Annotated in this window: 18 protein-coding genes; 15 read left to right on the top strand and 3 right to left on the bottom strand. The window is 70.7% G+C overall.

Features of this window, described 5'->3' with window-relative positions; translation table 11 throughout:
* The first annotated feature begins 141 nt into the window (after nucleotides 1–141).
* From AB0G63_RS17650 to AB0G63_RS17635, 4 genes are all read left to right on the top strand, one after another.
* On the top strand, nucleotides 142–1,422 hold the full coding sequence (locus AB0G63_RS17650; RefSeq protein WP_360750817.1) for an ArgE/DapE family deacylase: 1,281 nt from the start codon (nucleotides 142–144) through the stop codon (nucleotides 1,420–1,422).
* Between the two features lie 21 nt (nucleotides 1,423–1,443).
* Nucleotides 1,444–2,319, top strand: coding sequence for a GntR family transcriptional regulator (locus AB0G63_RS17645; RefSeq protein WP_360750815.1), 876 nt, complete (start codon nucleotides 1,444–1,446; stop codon nucleotides 2,317–2,319).
* Between the two features lie 122 nt (nucleotides 2,320–2,441).
* Nucleotides 2,442–3,260, top strand: a complete 819-nt coding sequence (locus AB0G63_RS17640; protein ID WP_360750813.1) for an alpha/beta fold hydrolase — start codon at nucleotides 2,442–2,444, stop codon at nucleotides 3,258–3,260.
* 17 nt (nucleotides 3,261–3,277) lie between these two features.
* The gene (locus AB0G63_RS17635) at nucleotides 3,278–4,738 is read left to right on the top strand and encodes an APC family permease (RefSeq protein WP_360750811.1); all 1,461 of its coding nucleotides are present in this window, start codon (nucleotides 3,278–3,280) and stop codon (nucleotides 4,736–4,738) included.
* Nucleotides 4,739–5,084: 346 nt separating this feature from the next.
* Here AB0G63_RS17635 and AB0G63_RS17630 read toward each other — a convergent pair whose 3' ends face one another.
* The gene (locus AB0G63_RS17630) at nucleotides 5,085–6,134 is read right to left on the bottom strand and encodes a LacI family DNA-binding transcriptional regulator (RefSeq protein ID WP_360750809.1); all 1,050 of its coding nucleotides are present in this window, start codon (nucleotides 6,132–6,134) and stop codon (nucleotides 5,085–5,087) included.
* A gap of 149 nt (nucleotides 6,135–6,283) precedes the next feature.
* Here AB0G63_RS17630 and AB0G63_RS17625 point away from each other — a divergent pair, with 149 nt between their 5' ends.
* From AB0G63_RS17625 to AB0G63_RS17575, 11 genes are all read left to right on the top strand, one after another.
* Nucleotides 6,284–7,270: an asparaginase gene (locus tag AB0G63_RS17625; protein WP_360750807.1), complete on the top strand. Its 987-nt coding sequence runs from the start codon at nucleotides 6,284–6,286 to the stop codon at nucleotides 7,268–7,270.
* A 60-nt stretch (nucleotides 7,271–7,330) separates the two neighbouring features.
* A complete protein-coding gene (locus AB0G63_RS17620) occupies nucleotides 7,331–8,221 on the top strand; it encodes a polysaccharide deacetylase (protein ID WP_360750805.1) in 891 nt (296 codons plus the stop codon).
* Complete coding sequence (locus AB0G63_RS17615) at nucleotides 8,218–9,594, top strand: MFS transporter (RefSeq protein ID WP_360750803.1); 1,377 nt, start codon at nucleotides 8,218–8,220, stop codon at nucleotides 9,592–9,594. Before AB0G63_RS17620 ends, AB0G63_RS17615 begins: the two co-directional genes overlap by 4 nt.
* A gap of 180 nt (nucleotides 9,595–9,774) precedes the next feature.
* Nucleotides 9,775–10,563: an SDR family oxidoreductase gene (locus tag AB0G63_RS17610; RefSeq protein WP_360750801.1), complete on the top strand. Its 789-nt coding sequence runs from the start codon at nucleotides 9,775–9,777 to the stop codon at nucleotides 10,561–10,563.
* Complete coding sequence (locus AB0G63_RS17605) at nucleotides 10,560–11,306, top strand: SDR family NAD(P)-dependent oxidoreductase (protein ID WP_360750799.1); 747 nt, start codon at nucleotides 10,560–10,562, stop codon at nucleotides 11,304–11,306. Before AB0G63_RS17610 ends, AB0G63_RS17605 begins: the two co-directional genes overlap by 4 nt.
* Nucleotides 11,307–11,672: 366 nt before the next feature.
* Nucleotides 11,673–12,392, top strand: a complete 720-nt coding sequence (pxpA, locus tag AB0G63_RS17600; RefSeq protein WP_360750797.1) for a 5-oxoprolinase subunit PxpA — start codon at nucleotides 11,673–11,675, stop codon at nucleotides 12,390–12,392.
* A 53-nt stretch (nucleotides 12,393–12,445) separates the two neighbouring features.
* Nucleotides 12,446–12,691: an acetyl-CoA carboxylase gene (locus tag AB0G63_RS17595; RefSeq protein ID WP_360750795.1), complete on the top strand. Its 246-nt coding sequence runs from the start codon at nucleotides 12,446–12,448 to the stop codon at nucleotides 12,689–12,691.
* A 7-nt stretch (nucleotides 12,692–12,698) separates the two neighbouring features.
* Nucleotides 12,699–14,075, top strand: a complete 1,377-nt coding sequence (locus tag AB0G63_RS17590; RefSeq protein ID WP_360750793.1) for an acetyl-CoA carboxylase biotin carboxylase subunit — start codon at nucleotides 12,699–12,701, stop codon at nucleotides 14,073–14,075.
* A complete protein-coding gene (locus AB0G63_RS17585) occupies nucleotides 14,072–14,962 on the top strand; it encodes an allophanate hydrolase subunit 1 (RefSeq protein WP_360750791.1) in 891 nt (296 codons plus the stop codon). Before AB0G63_RS17590 ends, AB0G63_RS17585 begins: the two co-directional genes overlap by 4 nt.
* The gene (locus AB0G63_RS17580; protein WP_360750789.1) at nucleotides 14,952–15,932 is read left to right on the top strand and encodes a biotin-dependent carboxyltransferase family protein; all 981 of its coding nucleotides are present in this window, start codon (nucleotides 14,952–14,954) and stop codon (nucleotides 15,930–15,932) included. Before AB0G63_RS17585 ends, AB0G63_RS17580 begins: the two co-directional genes overlap by 11 nt.
* A gap of 43 nt (nucleotides 15,933–15,975) precedes the next feature.
* Entirely contained in the window at nucleotides 15,976–16,569 is a 594-nt protein-coding gene (locus AB0G63_RS17575) for a biotin transporter BioY (protein WP_360750787.1), read from the top strand.
* Between the two features lie 843 nt (nucleotides 16,570–17,412).
* On the opposite strand, the gene AB0G63_RS17570 is transcribed toward AB0G63_RS17575, so the two are convergent.
* Complete coding sequence (locus AB0G63_RS17570; protein ID WP_360750785.1) at nucleotides 17,413–18,054, bottom strand: GntR family transcriptional regulator; 642 nt, start codon at nucleotides 18,052–18,054, stop codon at nucleotides 17,413–17,415.
* 49 nt (nucleotides 18,055–18,103) lie between these two features.
* Nucleotides 18,104–18,850, bottom strand: a complete 747-nt coding sequence (locus AB0G63_RS17565) for an SDR family oxidoreductase (protein WP_360750783.1) — start codon at nucleotides 18,848–18,850, stop codon at nucleotides 18,104–18,106.
* Nucleotides 18,851–18,883 lie beyond the last annotated feature (33 nt).

The following is an 18,883-nucleotide window of genomic DNA, read 5'->3' as shown; positions in this document are numbered from 1 at the left end:
CCCGATCCCGTGTGATCCAGAACCCGGCCCTCCCGTCCCCGATGCCCCCCGCTGCGATCTGCGCGTTCGGATTCCTTGACACACCCGGTGGCGGGTGGATTAATAGCCCGAACTTCAGACCTTTTAGCGAAGGGTGGCCCCATGGCGGGTGTGCTCTCCCAGCGGGACGCGGCACGGATCGACGACGCCATCGCCGAGCAGGCGGAGGAGGCGTTCGTCCTCCTCGAGCGACTGGTCGCCGCGCCGAGCACCCTGGGACGGGAGGCGACGGCGCAGTCCGTGATCGCGGAGGAACTCGCCGGTCTGGGCTTCGAGGTGCGGCAGGTGGATATCCCCGAGGCGATCGCCGACGACCCGCTGGCGGGCGTCCCCCAACTGTCCTATCAGGACCGGTACGACGTGTACGGCACACTGGGCGGCAGCACCGACACCCCCGGACTCCTGCTGAACGGGCACATCGACGTGGTGCCCGCCGAGGACGGCGAGCTGTGGTCCTCCCCGCCGTTCACCCCGACCCGGCGCGACGGCTGGCTCCACGGACGCGGCGCGGCCGACATGAAGTGCGGTTTCGCCATGGCCGCCCTGGCCCTGCGCGGACTGCGGGCGGCCGGCATCGGCCCCGCGCGCCCGCTGGGCTTCCTGAGCGTGGTGGAGGAGGAGTGCACCGGTCACGGCACCCTCGCCGCCGGCCGGGCCGGCATCCTCGGCGACAACGTCCTGCTGATGGAGCCCACCGACCTCGGCATCCTGCTCGGCGGCACCGGCGTGCTGTGGGTCGACATCGAGGTGACCGCGGGCGGCGGCCACGCCGAGCGAGCCGACCGCTCCAGCAATCCGGTGGTCCTCCTGGGCCGGGTCCTGGAGCAGCTGCGCGGCTTCGAGAGCATGGTCAACGAGCACCGCGACCCGGTGTTCGCCGGGATCGACCATCCCTACAACGTGAACATCGGCCGCATGTCCTCGGGTGACTGGACCTCCAGCGTGCCCGCCCGGGCGAGGGCCTCGGTCCGGATCGGCTTCCCCCGGTCGTGGTCACCGGCCCGCGCCGAACGCGAGGTCCGCGAAGCGATCGACCGGTCGGCCGCGGCCGACCCTCTGCTCGCGGCGCATCCCCCGGTGGTGCGTGCCTCGGGCTTCCGCGCGGAGGGTTACGCCCTGGATCCGGACCATCCACTGGTCGAGGCGGTGGCGGCGGCCCACCGGGACGCCCACGGCACCACCCCCGAGACATATGTGGTGGGCTCCACCACCGACGCGCGGTTCTACCTCAACCAGTTCGCCCGCCCCGCGCTGTGCTACGGGCCGCGGGTGCGCAACATGCACGGAGTCGACGAAGCTGTGGAGCTCGCGAGCATCGTGACGGGAGCGCGCACCCTCGCCCGGGTGATCCCCACGCTGCTGACCGAACCCGGTTCTTCCTGACCACGAGTACGAGGAGACTTCGTGACCGACCACCCCACCACCGATGAGGGCCCCTCTTCCGCGATGCCCGCCGGTGAGCCCGACCTGTTCGCCGAGATATTCGCCGAAGACGGACCGCCGGGTCTGAACACGCTGTTCCAGCCACTGCCGATGCTGTCCGCCGGGGAGCGGATCGCCGACCGGCTGGTCACCGCGATCGCGCTGGGCGGCTTCGTGCCCGGCCAGCGGCTGCCGAGCGAACGGGAGCTGGCCGCCATGCTGCAGGTCAGCCGCTCGTCGGTGGGGGAGGCGATCCAGCGACTCAGCGCCGAGGGCTATGTGACGGTCCGGCGGGGACGCAGCGGGGGCGTCTTCGTCACGAGGTCGTGGGGACCGGGCTCCACCGAGAAGATCCGCAGAACGCTCCTGCCGACCTGGAAGGCGATGGAGCAGGTACTCGAGTGCCGCGCCTTCACCGAGGAGATGATCGCCAGTGTGGCGGCCCGCCGCCGTACCGACGACGACGCCGCCGCCATAAGGGACGCCCTGGAGGACTACCGCGCCGCCGGCGACGACCGTGAGGCGTCCCGGGCCGCGGACGAGGCCTTCCACCTGGCCGTGGCGCACGCCACCCACAACGTGTACCTGGTCAAGCTGAGCCAGCGGCTGCGGCACGCGGTCAACCTCGGCTTCCGGAGCGAACCGTACAGCCGGGAGCTGCGCCGGACGGCGCTGCGCCAGCACGCCTCGCTGGCCGAGGCCATCATCGACGGGCGGGCCGGGGAGGCCGGGGCCATCGCCGCCGAACACTTCACCCTGACCACCGAAACCACCCTGCGCAATCTGGTCGCGCGGATCCGTGAGGACGGGCAGCACCCGGAAGGAGAGACCACCCAGCCCGACCACGACCACGCCTGACACCCCCACGACCACGCGCCTGACACCCCCACGACCACACGCCTGACACCCCCACGACCACGCGCCTGACACCCCCACGACCACACCTGACACCCCGAAGAACCCCACGGAGAGGAACCCCCGTGCCCATCGCGGCCGTCAACGACATCCAGATCAATTACCGACTCGAAGGCGAGGGCCCGGAGACGATCGTCCTCGTCAACGGGCTGGCCGACGACCTGACCACCTGGGACTACCAGGTACCGGCCTTCCTCGAGGCCGGATACCGCGTCCTGCGCTTCGACAACCGGGGTGTGGGGCAGACCAGTAAGCCGGAAGGCCCCTACACCAGCCGGATGCTCGCCGACGACGCCAAGGCGCTGGTGGACCATCTCGGCATCACCGACTTCCATCTGATGGGCACCTCCATGGGCGGCATGATCTCCCAGGAGTACGCCATCAACTACGGAAGCGACCTGCGCTCCCTGGTGCTGTCCTGCACCTACGCGGCCCCGGGGCCGTTCTGCTCCCGGCTGTTCACGGTCTGGGCCGAACTGGCGCCCACCCACGGGGTCCCCTTCATCATGCGTGAGGTGACCCTGTGGGCCTTCACCCAGGACTTCTTCGAAACCCGCCCCTCCGAACTCGCGGCCTTCGAGGACGAGATGGCGGCCATGCCGTGGCCGGCTGAGGCATACCTGTCCCAGCTCAACATCATCCGCGAGCACGACACCACCGACCGGCTGTCCCGGATCACCGTCCCCACCCTGGTACAGGCGGGTGAGGAGGACATCCTCATCCCGGTCAGGCTCTCCCGCAGGCTCCACAAGGGCATCCCGGACGCGGAGTGGGCGACCACCCGTGGCGGACACGCCTGCCTCTGGGAGCACCCCGACCACTTCAACACCACTCTTCTCGAGTTCTGGGCCAGACACCGCCGCGCCGCCTCACCGGCCGGATGAAAGCAAGGAGCACCACGTTGTCACAGCACAGCACCCCCGGTGAGAACGGGAACGACGGGACCGCCTCCGGGAAGCTCGGCCTTCTGGGCGTGATGATGCCCGGACTCGCCCAGGTCGGGCCGTTCTTCAACATCCTCTTCAGTACGGTCCTCGTCGCGGGCCTGGTCGGTGTCTCGACCCCCCTGGTCTATCTCATCGCCATGTTCGGGATCGGTGCGACCGCCAACAGCTTCGCGCAGTTCTCCCACAAGTACCCGAGTTCCGGATCATTCGTCACCTTCATCACGCGGGCCCTGGGTGCCCCGGTCGGTGTGGTGACGGGCGTGGTGGCGATGCTCGGATACGTCATAGCCTTCGGCGGCATCTACGTCTTCGTCGGCGACTACATACGCCAGAACCTGCTCGGCGACACCCACTTCACCGGGGCCACCGCGCTGATCACCGTCGTGTACGGCGTGCTGGTGCTCCTTCCGGCCGTCCTCGGTCTGTCGTTCGGTATGCGCACCACCATCGCCCTCTACATCGTGGAGATCGTGGTACTGGCCGTCTTCGTGATCGGCGTCCTGGTCCAGGGCGGCAAGGACGGCCTCAGCCTGCTTCCCCTGACCCTGCACGGAGTCGCCGATCCCAAGAGTCTCGCCCTGGCACTGTCACTCACCGTGCTCGCCTACGGCGGCTTCGAGGCCGCGGCGCCGTTCGCCGAGGAGACCGCCAACCCCCGTCGCAACGTGCCGATCGCCCTGCTCGCCAACGTCGCGATCAGCGGACTGGCCTACGTCCTCGGCTCGTACGCCCTGGTGATCGCGTTCGGCGTGGACCACGTGGACACGTTGGCCAAGGACCCCAACCCGTTCGTGACCGCCGGCCACGCCTTCGTCCCCTTCGTCGCGGTGGCCGTCAGCTGGGTGTTCATGTCCAGCATCACCAGCTCCTACGTCGCCGCCAACCTCGAGACCTCCCGGGTCATCGCGGCCGGCGCACGCGGCGGGCTGTGGTGGGGCGGTCTGTCCCGGCTGCATCCGAAGTTCGCCACGCCGTGGGTTGCCGTCGTCGGCTTCGTGGTGCCGAGCGTGGCGATCGGCGTAATCTCCACGCTGTTCACCGATCCGGGAACGGCCGCGGGCTTCCTCGGCACCTACGGCACCATCGGCTTCCTGCTGATGTACATGGTGACCAACGTCGCCCTGGTCGTCGAGTGGGTCAAGGACCGCCGTGCCGGGGAACGCGGCCATGTGTTCTCCCGGTTGATCTCCCCGGTCGTCGGGGTCCTGGTGCTGGTCATCCCCTTCTGGGGCGACTTCCAGCCAGGTCAGGCCGCACCCTACAGCTACCTGCCCGTGCTGACCGTCCTGCTGATCCTCGCCGGCGTCGCGTACATGCTGGTGCTGCGCAGCCGCAAACCCCACGTCATGGACCGGGCAGCGGCCCTCCTCAGCGGGGAGGAGTTCGACGAGGAAACCGCCCCTGCGGCCGGCTGACCCGCAGTACGGCACCCGAGGAGCGCGCCGTTGCTCCGGTGCCATGGCGTCATGACCGCCGTCAGCCCGCACCGGGTGAACTCCCCGGCGCGGCGGGGGAGATGCCGGCCGAAGCACCTGCTCACCTCGGCGGAGCCAGCGTGTCAGCTCGCATCGCACGGCGTTCACACCTTCACACGTGCGGACCGGTGGGTGCCCCGTCGGCGCTGCGGTGAGCACACGTACCTGCTACCGGGATGCCGTGGGCGGGAGGCGGATCCCGCCTCCCGCCCACGGCATGCGGCCTGCCACGACGGGGCCGGCGCCGGAGCGGTCGGCACCGCCGTGCGCCTCCGGACGACCGGCCTCAGCCCAGTGTCGAGGCGCGTGCGACCAGGGTGGGAGACAACAGCTCGGATTCGACGTCCTCGCCCGCCAGCCGCTTCATGAGCAGCTGGGCCGCGCGTACTCCCATGTCGTGCATGGGTGACCGGACGGTCGACAGTCCGATGGGCAGGGAACCCGCGAGTGGCACGTCGTTGAAGCCGATGACCCCGATGTCGGTGCCGACGGTCAGTCCCGCATTGCGGGATGCCTCCATGGCTCCGATCGCGGCGAAGTCGTTGACGGCGAACACCGCGGTGGGTCTGGTGCGCCCGGCCAGCAGCCGCTGCATGGCCTCTCGGCCCCCGCCGGTGTCGAAGCGGGAGTGCACGATCCTGGAGGCCGGCACCTTGATGCCCGCGGCCGCGTAGGTGTCCCGGAAGCCGGCGGTGCGGTCGATGCCCGTACTGGCGTACGGCTCACCGGCGATGACCCCGACCCGCCGGTGGCCCAGCTGCAGCAGGTGCTCGGCGGCCAGCTGGCCGCCCCGGTAGTCGTCGCAGGTCACCGACGGGTGTGAGTCGGCCCGCCGGGAGACCAGCACGAACGGCACACCACGCCCGGCCACCTCGTTCAGGAAGCGCCCGTCCACGTGGGCGTCGCCGAAGATCATCCCGTCCACACGACGGGCGAGCACCATTTCGGTGCGCTGGCGCTGCGCCACCGGGTCGTCACCGGTGTTGGCCACGAACGCGGAGAACCCCGACGCCGCGCACGCCTCCTCGATGCCCTCGTAGATGGTGGCCAGCACCATGTCGACGAGCTGCGGGACGAGCACCCCGACGAGATTGCTGCGCTGGGTGCGCAGGCTCGTCGCATGCGGGTTGGGTGTGTAGCCGACTTCCTCCGCGATGCGCCGGATCCGGTCGGCGGTCTCCCGCCCGGCCATCCGGACGCCGGTTCCCATCGTCCCGTTCAGGACCCGTGAAACCGTCGACACATGGACTCCGGCGAGCTCGGCGATCGTGCGCAGAGTGGCCCGGCCCGCAGCGTCTATGTGTGGAAGCTGCCCCCCCGTAGAACCTTCGACCATTCCTCGCCTTCCTCTCCGCTCGACAACATTTTCCCCCAGATGCCTTGACGCCTGCCCGCGGGTCGCATTTTATATGCGCAATCGTTCGGCGCAAACGTTCGGCGCGGACATATCGGTCGGGGAAGACTGGAAGATCTCAGGAGGTATCGGTGCGGACCGTCATGGTGCTCGCGACCGGCGGGACAATCGCCACTCGGAGCAACGCCACGGGTGAAGCCGTCGCGCGCGCCAGTGGCGCCGAGCTGGTGGAGCGGCTGGCCGCAGCCGGCGATGTCCGGGTCCAGGTCGACGACGTGTTCCGGATCGGCAGCTACCTGATGACCCTGGAGCGGATGCGGACGCTCGCGCTGCGGGCCCAGGAGCATCTGCGCGAGAAGGACGTCGCCGGCCTCGTGATCACACACGGCACGGACACGGCGGAGGAGACGGCGCTGTTCCTCGACCTCTTCCTGCACGACGAGCGTCCGGTGGTGCTCACCGGCGCTCAGCGGCCCGCGGACGCACCGGACAGCGACGGGCCGCGCAACCTCTCCGACGCCGTCACGGTGGCTGCGCAGCCGTCGAGCCGGGGGCTGGGCACACTGATCGTCTTCGACGGCTCGGTGTTCGCGGCGGGAGGGACGCGCAAGAGCCACACCACGGCATCGAGCACGTTCGCCTCCCCCGACGGCGGGCTGCTCGGCTGGGTCCGCGGCGGCACCGTCCACCTCACACAGGCATCGCGTCCACGGCTACGACTGGACCTGTCGGCCATGGACCCCTCCCGGGCGCGCGTCGACATCGTCGCGTGCTATCCCGGCGCGGACGCGACCGCCCTGCACGCCTTCGCCGCCGCGGGAGCGCGCGGCATCGTGCTGGAGGCCACCGGCGCCGGCAACGCCAACGCCGCGATCTGCGAGGCGGTTTCCGAGCTGACGGCGTCCGGGGTCGTGGTGGCCACGTCCACCCGGGTCGCCGCCGGGCCCGTCGCCGCGATCTACGGCAACGGCGGCGGCGCCGACCTCCTCGCCGCGGGCGCCGTCCCCACCGGGGTGCTCCGTCCGCCCCAGGCCCGGGTGCTCCTCGCGGCGCTCCTGGGAGTCCACGCCGACCCGTGCGCCGCGCGGGAGGCGCTGGCCGCCTACACCACCGGCTGATCCCAGCCGCTGGACACAAGACTCCCGGCCGCGGTGGCCGGGTGATGGAAGGAGTCGACCTTGCCCAAGGAAATCCTGTGCGCGTTCGGCGTCGATGTCGACGCCGTCGCCGGCTGGCTGGGGTCGTACGGGGGCGAGGACTCCCCGGACGACATCTCCCGCGGCATGTTCGCCGGCGAGGTCGGTGTGCCGCGTCTGCTGAACCTGTTCTCCAAGTACGACCTGCAGACCACCTGGTTCGTGCCGGGCCACTCGATCGAGACCTTCCCGGACCAGTTCCGCCAGGTCGTCGACGGTGGACACGAGGTGGGCGTGCACGGCTACAGCCATGAGAACCCGATCGCGATGACCCGCACCCAGGAGGCCGCGGTCCTCGACCGCTGCATCGACCTGATCGAGAAGGTCACCGACCGGCGTCCCACCGGCTATGTCGCACCTTGGTGGGAGTTCTCGCCGGTGACCAACGAGCTCCTGCTCGAACGGGGCATCAAGTACGACCACTCGCTGATGCACAACGACTTCACGCCCTATCGCGTGCGGGTCGGCGACAGCTGGACCAAGATCGACTACACGGCCCGGGCCGAGGACTGGATGAAGCCGCTGGTCCGCGGCGAGGAGACCGAGCTCATCGAGATCCCGGCGAACTGGTACCTGGACGACCTGCCGCCGATGATGTTCATCAAGGCCAGCCCGAACAGCCACGGCTTCGTCAACCCCCGGGACATCGAGCAGATGTGGCGGGACCAGTTCGACTGGGTCTACCGGGAGATGGACTACGCGGCCGTCACCTTCACCATCCATCCGGACGTCTCCGGGCGTCCGCAGGTGCTGCTCATGCTGGAGCGGCTCATCGAGCACATCAACGGCCACGAGGGCGTCCGCTGGGTCACGTTCGACCAGATCGCCGACGACTACGCCGCCCGTCACCCCTGGAAGGGACAGACCAGATGAACAGCGAGACGGTCTCGCCGACGGGTGACATGCCCGAGACGGCACCGGCGCAGGGCCGGCGGCAGTTCCCGGCGTTCACCCGGAAGCAGACCAACACGGCCGTGGTCCTGGCTCTCCTGGCCTGGACCGTCGCGGTCTTCGACTACGGCCTGTTCGGAACCCTGCTCCCGGTGATGCAGAAGGACTTCGGCTGGAGCAGCTCGACGGCCTATCTGGTCAACACGCTCATCGCCATCGGCACCGCGATCATCGCCTTCGGTGTCGGACCGGTCATCGACCGGCTCGGGCGCCGGCGCGGCATGATGGTCACCATCGGTGGCACCGCTGTCGCCTCCCTGCTGACCGCCCTCACCCCCGCGAAGATGGGGCTGGCGAGCATCGCCGGCATGGTCGGCGTACGGTCGCTCGGCGGCCTCGGTTTCTCCGAGCAGTCGGTGAACGCGACCTACCTCAACGAGGTGTTCTCGATCACCGAGGACGAGAAGAAGCGGGAGCGCCGGGGCTTTTGGTACGGCATCGTCCAGGGCGGCTGGCCGCTCGGCTTCCTGCTGTCCAGCGCTCTGGCACTCGTCCTGCTGGACTCGATGGGCTGGCGGCCGATGTACCTGGTCGCGAGCCTGCCCGCGGTCGCGCTGATCATCACGATCGGCAGGAAACTGCGGGAGACCCCGCAGTTCGAGCTGCACCAGAAGCTGACCAGGCTCAAGGCCGAGGGGAAGACCCGCGAGGCCGAGGAACTGGCCGCCGAATACGGTGTGGAGCACACCGACAGCGCCCCGATCGCCCGGATCTTCCAGCCGGAGCTGCGCAGGAACACGATCGTGCTCTCGCTGGCGTGGATCGTGAACTTCTTCGGCATCAACATCTTCAGCGTGCTGGGGAGTTCCATCCTGGCCAACGCCAAGGGCGTGCAGCTGAGCACCGCGTTCTGGATGCTCATCGTCATCAACCTGGGCGCCTACTTCGGTTACATCTTCCACGGCTGGCTCGGCGACCGCATCGGGCGGAAGCGGACCATCGTCATCGGGTGGATGATCTCCGGTGCGGCCTTCGCGGCGATGCTCTCCCCGCTGGTCACCAGCACGGCGCTCATCGTGGCCACCTACGCCGTAGGACTGTTCTTCCTGGTGGGCCCGTACGCGGCGATCATGTTCTACATGGGGGAGTGCTACCCGACGGACTGCCGTGGCACCGGCACGGTGATCATCGGCGCCATGAGCCAGCCCGGCACCATCCTCGGCGGGTTCCTCTTCACCGGTGCGGCGGCGGCCTGGGGTACCGGCACGGCGGCGCTCTGGGTCGGCGCGGTCGGCACGTTCCTCTCCGGGGCGCTGATGATGCTGGCCAAGCCCGTCGCCCGCCTGGAGCACTGAACGCTCACCACGGCGCGCGGCCGTTCACGGGACCGGTGGGCGGGGCCCTCTCCGCCCACCGGCGTCGTTCTCTCTCACCGACCTCGCAGACCTCATGGGTCCCGGAGGCCTCCCTTCCGCACAGGCCCCGGTGACCTCGCCGTCTCGCACATCTCACAGAACTCTCGGAAAGGTTCACTCATGGCAGCACAGACGCAGGGCGGTGGACCCGAGCCCGGGGTCGCCGTCATCACCGGAGCGGCCAGCGGGATCGGCCGGGCCCTCGCGGTCGGCTATGCCCGCCAGGGCGTACGCGTGGTGATCGGTACCTTCCCGGGCGATCCGCACGACCCCTACGAGACGCTGCGCCAGGCGGAGACCGCCGGCGGCGAGGGGCTGGTGGTCGAGGTCGACGTCCGCGACAGCGCTCAGGTCGACGAACTGGCACGCAGCGCACACGCGGCATTCGGGCGGATCGACTACGCGGTGGCCAACGCCGGCGTCCTGCGGCGTGCCCCGCTGGCCGACCTCACCGACGAGGCGTGGGACGACATGCTCTCCGTCGACCTGACCGGTGTGCTGCGCACCTTCCGGTCGTGCGCCCCCTACATGGGTGAGGGCTCCGCGATGGTCGCGGTCTCGTCCATCGCGGGAGGGGTCTACGGATGGGAGGACCACGCGCACTACGCCGCGGCCAAGGCCGGGGTGCTCGGACTGTGCCGCAGCCTGGCGGTGGAGCTGGCTCCCCGTGGCATCCGCGTCAACGCCGTCATACCCGGGCTCATCGAGACCCCCCAGTCCTCCGACCCGGTGAACTCCCTCGGCCCGCAGGGCCTCCTCCGCGCGGGCGGTGACATCCCCTTCGGCAGGGTGGGGCGACCCGATGAGGTCGCCGACGTCATCCGGTTCCTCACCTCACCGCAGGCCGGGTACGTCACCGGCCAGCAACTCGTCGTCGACGGCGGCCTGACCGTGAGGATGCGCGCATGAGCGGGATCGCAGCCCTGACCGGTCGAACGGCCCTGGTCACCGGTGGCGCCAGCGGCATCGGACGGGCGATCGCCGAGGCATTCGTCGCCGCCGGGTCGCAGGTGGTCGTGCTCGACCACGACCCCGAGGCGGCCGAGAGGACCGCGCGGTCCGTCGGTGCGGCCGGCGGCGTTGCCGCCGACGTCACCGACGAGCAGCAGGTCCGGTGTGCCGTCGCCGGGGCGGAGCGGCTGCTGGGCCGGATCGACGTCCTGGTCAACTCCGCCGGCATCCTGACCCAGAGCCCGCTGGTGGAGATGTCGCCGGCACAGTGGCAGCAGACCATCGACGTGGACCTGACCGGGGTGTTCCTCATGTGCCGGCACGTGGTTCCCGGGATGGTGTCCCGCGGGTTCGGCCGGGTCATCAACATCGCCTCCCAGCTGGCCATCAAGGGCGGGGAATCGCTGACGCACTACTGCGCGGCCAAGGCAGGCGTCCTGGGCCTGACGAAGGCACTGGCCCTGGAGGTGGCCCGGGACGGGGTGCTGGTCAACGCCATCGCCCCCGGCCCCATCGAAACGCCTCTGGTCGACGGGATATCCGAGGACTGGAAGCGGGCGAAGCGCGCCGAGCTGCCGCTCGGGCGGTTCGGGACACCCGAGGAGGTCGCGCCGACCGCGGTGCTGCTGGCCTCGTCCCCCGGCGGTGACCTGTTCGTCGGCCAGACGCTGGGGCCCAACTCCGGCGACGTCATGCCGTAGGAGCGAACCGTGTGTGGCGCTTGTGGCAGGGCCGTGGCGACCGACGCCTGGTCCGGCATCTTCTGTACCAGCCGTGCCCGTTGGGAGGCCGCCCGGATCGTCAACGGTGTGCTGGGCACGTGCGGTCATCCCGCGCGGGTGACCTGTTCGATCGGGGCGTGGGTGGTCCGTTCGGGGACGGGCCGGAGCGTCGTGGTGACCACCGTCAGCCAGTTGTGGCAGGTGCTCCTGTCCTTGCCGGGCCCCCGCCTCGATGTGGCCGGGGCACTGGCCGGCCGGCCGCCGACCCCGGTCCTCGACGCCGTCGCCGCCTCGGCGAGAGCGGCGGCCCCATCGCATCCCCCTCCTACCCCATGAGGTGTGACCATGCCCGTGAGCCTCAACTCCGACTTGGGTGAGTCGTTCGGCATTCACTCGTTCGGAAACGACGACGCCCTGCTACCGCTGGTGGACGCCGCCAATGTGGCCTGCGGGTTCCACGCCGGCGACCCGGTGGGCATCCACCAGACGGTGACGAAGGCCGCCGCCGCCGGGGTCGCCATCGGCGCCCACCCCGGTCTGCCCGACGCGGTGGGCTTCGGGCGCCGGGAGATGAAGCTGTTCTCCGACGAGGTGCGCGACCTGGTTCTTTACCAGGTCGCGGCGCTCAAGGGCTACCTGGACGCCGAAGGAGTGCCGCTGCGCCACATCAAGCCGCACGGATCGTTCTACGGCATGGCGGCCCGCGACGAGGAGCTGATGGACGCCGTCTGTGATGTGGCCGTGCAGTACGGTGTCCCGGTCTACGGCATGGCCGGAACCGCGCACGAACGCGTCACGGCGAGGCGCGGCGTCCCCTTCGTCGGGGAGTTCTACGTCGACCTCGGATACCGGGCCGACGGCAGTCTCGCCATCGTCCGCCGCCCCCATGCCACGGCGCCCCGTCTCGCCGCCGACCGCGCCCGGCTCGCGCTGACCGACGGTCTGGTCGAGACGGACTCCGGCCGGCGCGTCCCCGTTCGCTTCGACAGCATCTGTGTGCACTCCGACACCCCGAACGCCGTCGAAGTGGCCACCGCCGTACGCCAGGTCATCCAGTCTGCCTGAGCGTTCCGCGTCGTTCCCCGACAGACAACGAACCAGACCATGAAGGGACATCCATGGCCGAGCACACTGTGCGCTCCCCCATGCCGGGCGTCTTCTACCGGTGTCCGGCACCGGGACAGCCGCCGTTCGCCGAGGTCGGTGCAACCGTCACCGCCGACCAGACCATCGGAATCATCGAGATCATGAAGCAGTTCGCGGAGGTCAAGGCCGGAGCCGTCGGCACGGTGACCGCCTTCATCGCCGAGAACGACGGACTGCTCGGCCCCGGAGACCCGGTCGCGACCATCGAGGCGGGCTGACGACGACATGCGCAAGCTTCTGGTGGCCAACCGAGGTGAGATCGCCCTGCGCGTCATACGGGCGGGGCGCGAACTCGGCGTGCGGACCGTCGCCGTGTGCAGCGAGGCCGACACCGACGCCCCGCATGTGCGTCTGGCCGACGAACACGTGGTGATCGGCCCCGCTCCCGCGGCCCGCAGCTATCTCGACGCCGACGCGGTCCTGTCTGCCGCCGCCCGGTCCGGGGCGGACGCCGTACACCCCGGCTACGGATTCCTCTCCGAGCGTGCCGCGTTCGCCCAGCAGGTCGCCGACGCGGGAATGACGTTCGTCGGGCCTTCCCCCGACGCGATCCGGCTGATGGGCGACAAGGCGCTGGCCCGCTCCACCGCCACCCGCGCCGGCGTGCCGACGGTACCCGGCTCCGACGGCGCGGTGACCGACCTGAGCGATGCGCTGGAGGTCGCCGAGCGGGTCGGCTGTCCGATCGCGGTGAAGGCGGCGGCCGGCGGCGGGGGCCGCGGCATCCGGATCGTGGAGGGCCCGGACGAGTTGCGCGCGGCGCTCCCACTCGCCCGGGCCGAGGCCGTGGCGGCGTTCGGCAGCGACGAGGTCTACCTCGAGCGGTTCGTGCCCCACGCGCGCCACATCGAAGTACAGGTCTTCGGCGACGGCGAGCACTTCCTGCACCTGGGCGAGCGCGAATGCTCCCTGCAGCGCCGCCGGCAGAAGATCGTCGAGGAGGCGTGCGCGCCCGGCCTTCCCGCACAGGTCCGCCAGGCCATGACCGAGGCGGCGGTCCGCCTGGCGGCCGAGGTGGCCTACTCCGGCGCCGGGACGGTGGAGTTCCTCTACGACTCCGTGCGGAAGGAGTTCTTCTTCATCGAGATGAACACCCGCATCCAGGTCGAGCACCCGGTCACCGAGATGGTCACGGGCAGGGACCTGGTGCGTGAGCAGCTCACGGTCGCCGCGGGTGCCTCCCTGTCCTTCACCCAGGAGCAGGTGGAACTGCGCGGACACGCCATGGAGTTCCGGCTCAACGCCGAGAACCCCGACCTGGGGTTCATGCCCAGCCCCGGCACGATCACCGCGATGCGGATGCCCGGCGGGCCGTTCGTGCGCGTCGACTCCGGCTGCGAACAAGGCGGCCAGGTCAGCCCGTTCTACGACTCCCTCATCGCCAAGCTGGTCGTCTGGGGCGACACCCGCGAGGCCGCCCTGGCCCGCGCCCGCCGCGCGCTCGACGAGGTCGAGGTGGAGGGAGTGGCCACGACGGCACCGTTCCTGCGTGCGCTGGCCGACCTGCCGGAGTTCGTCGACGCGGACTACCACACGACATTCCTGGAGAGTTGGCTGGCCGGCCGTGCCTCCGATCACGACGGCACCGGGAGGACCGCGTGAGTGCGCCCATCAGCAGCCACTACTCGTGGGGCGGAGACGAACACCTCGTCGTCCGGCTCGACGAGGCCATGAGCCTCGAGGTCAACTTCGGGGCGATGGCCATGGCCAGACTGCTCCACAGCCGGAAGCTGCCGGGCGTGGTCGACATCTGCCCTGCCAACGCCTCCCTCCTGGTGCGGTTCGACCCGGACGGCATCGCCCCCGCGGCACTGGAGGCCACCGTGCGGCAGGTGGAGCGGGAGGTCGGCGAGGCGCCGTCCCTGACGCTCGAGACGCGCATCGTCGAGGTGCCCATCTGGTACGACGACCCGTTCACCAACGAGACCGGTGCCCGGTTCCGTGACCGCCACCAGCGGCCGGAGGGCAACGACCTGGAATTCGCGGCGATCGAGAACGGACTGCCCTCGGCGCAGGCGTTCATCGACCGCCACTCGGCGTCACCGTGGATCACGTCGATGGTCGGCTTCGTCGCCGGGCTCCCCTTCCTCTTCCAGATGGTCCCGCAGGAGCGGCAGCTCGAAGTCCCCAAGTACCTGCGCCCCCGCACCGACACACCGGCGCTGACCGTCGGGTACGGCGGTTGCTTCTCCTGTATCTACTCCGTGCGCGGCGCCGGCGGCTACCAGATGTTCGGCGTCACCCCGGTGCCGATCTTCGACCCGGCCCGGAGACTGCCCGACTTCGAGGACTTCATGGTCTTCTTCCGGCCCGGCGACATCGTGAAGTTCCGTCCGATCGAAGAGGGCGAGTACGAGCGCATCAAGGCGGACGTCGAGGCGGGCACCTTCCGCTACCGCCAAAGCCCGGTCGACTTCAGCCTGCGCGACTTCCTGGCAGGCCCGGACGCCTACAACGCCACACTGCTGGAGGCCCTGTATGGCCATTGAGATCGTCAACCCCGGGCTTGCCTCGAGCGTCCAGGACCGGGGCCGTCCCGGCTACTACTCGGTGGGCATCCCGCCGTCGGGCGCGGTCGACCTGTACTCCGCCCTGGCCGCGAACCTGCTGGTCGGCAACGAGGACGGGGCCGCCGTGATCGAGGCCGCCTACATGGGGCCGGAGCTGCGTTTCACCGAACCCGCGCTGGTGGCCGTCACCGGAGCCCGGATGCCGGTCCTGGTGGACGGCCGGCCCGCACCGCAGTGGGAGTCCTTCCGTGTCGCGGCCGGCGACGTGCTCTCCTTCGGCTACCTGGAACAGGGCGCCCGGATCTACATCGCCGTAGCCGGGTGTGTCGACGTGCCGTCGGTGCTGGGCAGCCGGTCGACGTACACCCTCGGGGGATTCGGCGGGTTCGAGGGCCGTGCGCTGCGGGCAGGGGACGTGCTGCCCGTCGGCACCGGGGGCGGGCGGCCGGGACTGGTCGTGCCCGAGCACCTGCGTCCCGCGCTGTCCCGCGAACTCGACCTGCGCGTCATGATCGGCCTGTACGACCACCGGCTCACCCCGGCCGGCCTCGCCTCGCTGCTGGACACCACGTGGACCCTGACGCCGGTGGCGGACCGGATCGGCTTCCGGTACACCGGCGGGACGCTGGAGTGGGAGGAGCGGGTGCAGCCGTTCGGCGCCGGATCCGACCCGTCGAACATCGTGGACGCCGGATACCCGCTCGGCTCCATCCAGGTGCCCGGGGGAGTGGAGCCCATCATCCTGCACCGCGACGCCGTCTCCGGCGGCGGTTACGCCATGGTCGCAACGGTGATCAGCGCCGACCTCGACATCGTCGGCCAGTCCGCGCCCGGCACCCGCACCCGCTTCCGCCCGGTGTCCATGGAGCAGGCGCTGGACGCCAGAGCAGCCGCCGCAACGCGCGTCCGGCACCTGCGCACGGCGCTGACCCCACCCCAGCCGTCCTGACCTGCCGCTGCCCCCTCCACCGCCTGAAAGGATCACCGCCACCATGAGTTCCCTCGCGCCGGTCGCCCCCCGAAGGGGCACCCTCGTCGATCTCTGGGCGCGCAGCCGCACCCGCGACACCGCGCTCGTCGTCGGCGCCGCCGCCCTCACCGCCCTCGCCGCCCAGGTCTCGGTGCCCGTGCCCGGCTCACCGGTGCCCGTCACGCTGCAGACGTTCGCCGTACTCGTGACCGCGGCGGCCCTCGGCGCCACCCGCGGCGCGCTGAGCCAACTGGTCTACCTCGCCGCCGGTGCCGTCGGGCTGCCGGTCTTCTCCGGGGCCACCGGCGGCATGCCCGCCGTCCTCGGCGCGACCGGCGGCTACCTCCTCGGGTTCGTCGTGGCCGGCTACCTCGTGGGGGCGCTTGCCCAGCGGGGCGCCGACCGGAGCCTGCCCGGCACCCTGCTGACGTACCTCGCCGGTTCGCTGGCCGTGTACGCGCTGGGGGTCCCGGTACTCGCCCTGGTCACCCACCAGTCGCTCGGCTGGGCCGTGGCCCACGGCCTCGTGCCGTTCCTCGTGGGCGACGTCCTCAAGGCCCTGGCCGCGAGCGCGCTGCTGCCAGCGGCGTGGCGTGTGACGGGCCGCACCCGCTGACCGCACGGGCCCGCCCGCCCGCCTGCCCGCGCTGCGCCGCGCCGCTTGCGGGCGCGTGAACCGCCGCATGCTGAGCCGGCCCCGGTCAGGCGGTCGTGACAGACGTGCCCTACAAGCCGGCCCAGCGGGGGGCGGGCGGACGACTGGTGCTGCGGCACCCGTCCTGGCCGCACCACCGTGTGACCTCCGGGAACGCACCCCGTCGCGGCGAGGTGCGCCAGGCGCCGGGTGGTCGACCCGGCCCGGTGCGAACTCGCGGACGACCAGCCTGCGCAGCCGCTCGTGGTCCGGCGGATCGGGGGTGAGCGTGTGCGGCCCCGCGGAATCCGCACCCTGTGCACGGGGCCGCGTTCCCGCAGCGCCGCACGGACCGGACAGGGACCGCGGACGAGGTCCTCGCCCAGCGCGACCGGACCGATCACCTCGGCTGCCGCCATCGCCCGCCCCCGTCTCGCGTCTCGCCCGACGCCGGGAGTGGGCGGTGCTTCGGCGAAGGCCGCATTCACCCGAACCGGGCCGGACGGAACCGGGTGGCCCGGTTCGGGTGGGCGAGGAGGGTGGGCCGTACACCATCACTCCGTGCGGATCAGTGGGGGCACCACCGGGTGCACCGGCGCGCGGAGACCGACGACATCGTGAATGCGCCGAGCGGTGTCACCGTCCCCTTGGAGCCTGTCCGGGGCACACCCCTTGCAGGGTCGCCGGGATTTGACCATGTGGCGCGCGACGGCTGCGGAGAGAAGCGGACCATGACGCGGGCACGGGCCGGGAGGCGGTCCGCGGGGCGCGCCGGTACGACCCGGCGCGGACGCTCACCGGCCGGCCGCGGCCCCCGGGGTGCCCTCAGTCCGTGAGATGCTCCAGGATCCGGTGCATCCCGCTGTTCCAGTTCTCCTTGAGCGCCGCCACCGCCGCGTCGATGTCGCCGCGCTGCAGACACTGCGCGATCCGCTCGTGCTCCACGGCGGAGCGCTCCAGGACGTCCTGGTCGCCGAGGGCCACCCGCTCGTAGCGGTGCATCGTCACCTTAAGTGAGGTGATCAGCTTCATCAGCCGGTCGTTGGTGCAGCCCGACAGGAGCAGGTCGTGCCATGCGTCGTCGTAGCGCTCTATGACGTCGTGCGGCGCCTGCGGCGCGGAGAAGGCCCGCGCCTCCTCGAGGAGACGGGGAGCCGTCGCCCGCAGGTGCTCCGGGTCGCTGGACTCCAGGGCCAGCGCCTCCAGCGCCGCCACGATCGCGGTCAGGTCACGGAACTCCTGCGCGCTCAGCGGCGTGAACCGGAAGCCCTTGCCGCGCTCGCTGGTGATGACGCCCTCGCGCTCGAGCGTGATCAGGGCCTCGCGCAGCGGAGTGCGGCTGACCCCGAGTTCGGTGGCGAGCTGCCCCTCGTTGATCGGTTCGTTGGTCGCGATCGTGCCGCGCCCGAGGCGCTTGATCAGTTCCTCCTTGACCTGTTCGCGCAGCGGGCGGTTCTCGATTGGCATGTGGGGCAGCCCTCCTCTTCTGTCCGGTCGATTATCTGTTACCGGCGAGTCACGCGGTACCCGCGCCGTCGACCGGGATGATCGCCCCGCTCACGAACGACGACGCGTCGGAAGCGAGGAACGCCACGGTCTGGGCGATGTCCCTCGGCTGCCCGATCCTGCCGAGGGGCCGGTCGGCGGCCTCGGCGTAGAACGCGTCGGAGCTCTCGCCGAGCTGCCGGGCTTCCTCGGCGAGCATGCCGGTGGCCGTGTCGCCGGGGCAGACGCAGTTGACGCGGATGTTGTCGGGGCCGTGGTCGATGGCCATGGCGCGGGTCATATTGACGACGGCGCCCTTGGACGCGCAGTACGAGACGGCGCGACCGCCGCCCGAAATGCCCCATCCTGATCCGGTGTTGATGATCGAGCCGCCGCCCTGCGCGGCCATGCCGGGAATCACCAGGCGGCTCATCAGCATGATGGAGCGGACGTTCACGGCCATCACCAGGTCCCAGTCGTCCTCGGTGATCTCGCAGACGGTGGAACGGCGGATGACGCCGGCGTTGTTGAACAGCACGTCGACGCCGCCGAAGCGGTCCCGCGCGGCGGCGGCCACGGCCTCGCAGTCCGCGCGCCGCGAGACGTCGCAGCGGACGAAGACACCGCCGGTGTCCCTGGCGGTCCGCTCGCCGCCGTCCGGGTCGACGTCGGCGATGACGACGCGGGCGCCGAGTTCGGCGAGGACCTGAGCGGTGGCCCGGCCGATGCCGGTGGCTCCGCCGGTGACGATGGCACGCTTGCCGTCGAGAGTGATCATGAGGGTTCCTTCACAGGGTGCTGGGGCGCGGTC

Source organism: Streptomyces sp. NPDC020996, assembly GCF_040641355.1.
Lineage (GTDB): Bacteria > Actinomycetota > Actinomycetes > Streptomycetales > Streptomycetaceae > Streptomyces.
The sequence above is the reverse complement of the archived record's forward strand: the minus strand, read 5'-3'. Positions and strand labels throughout refer to the sequence as shown.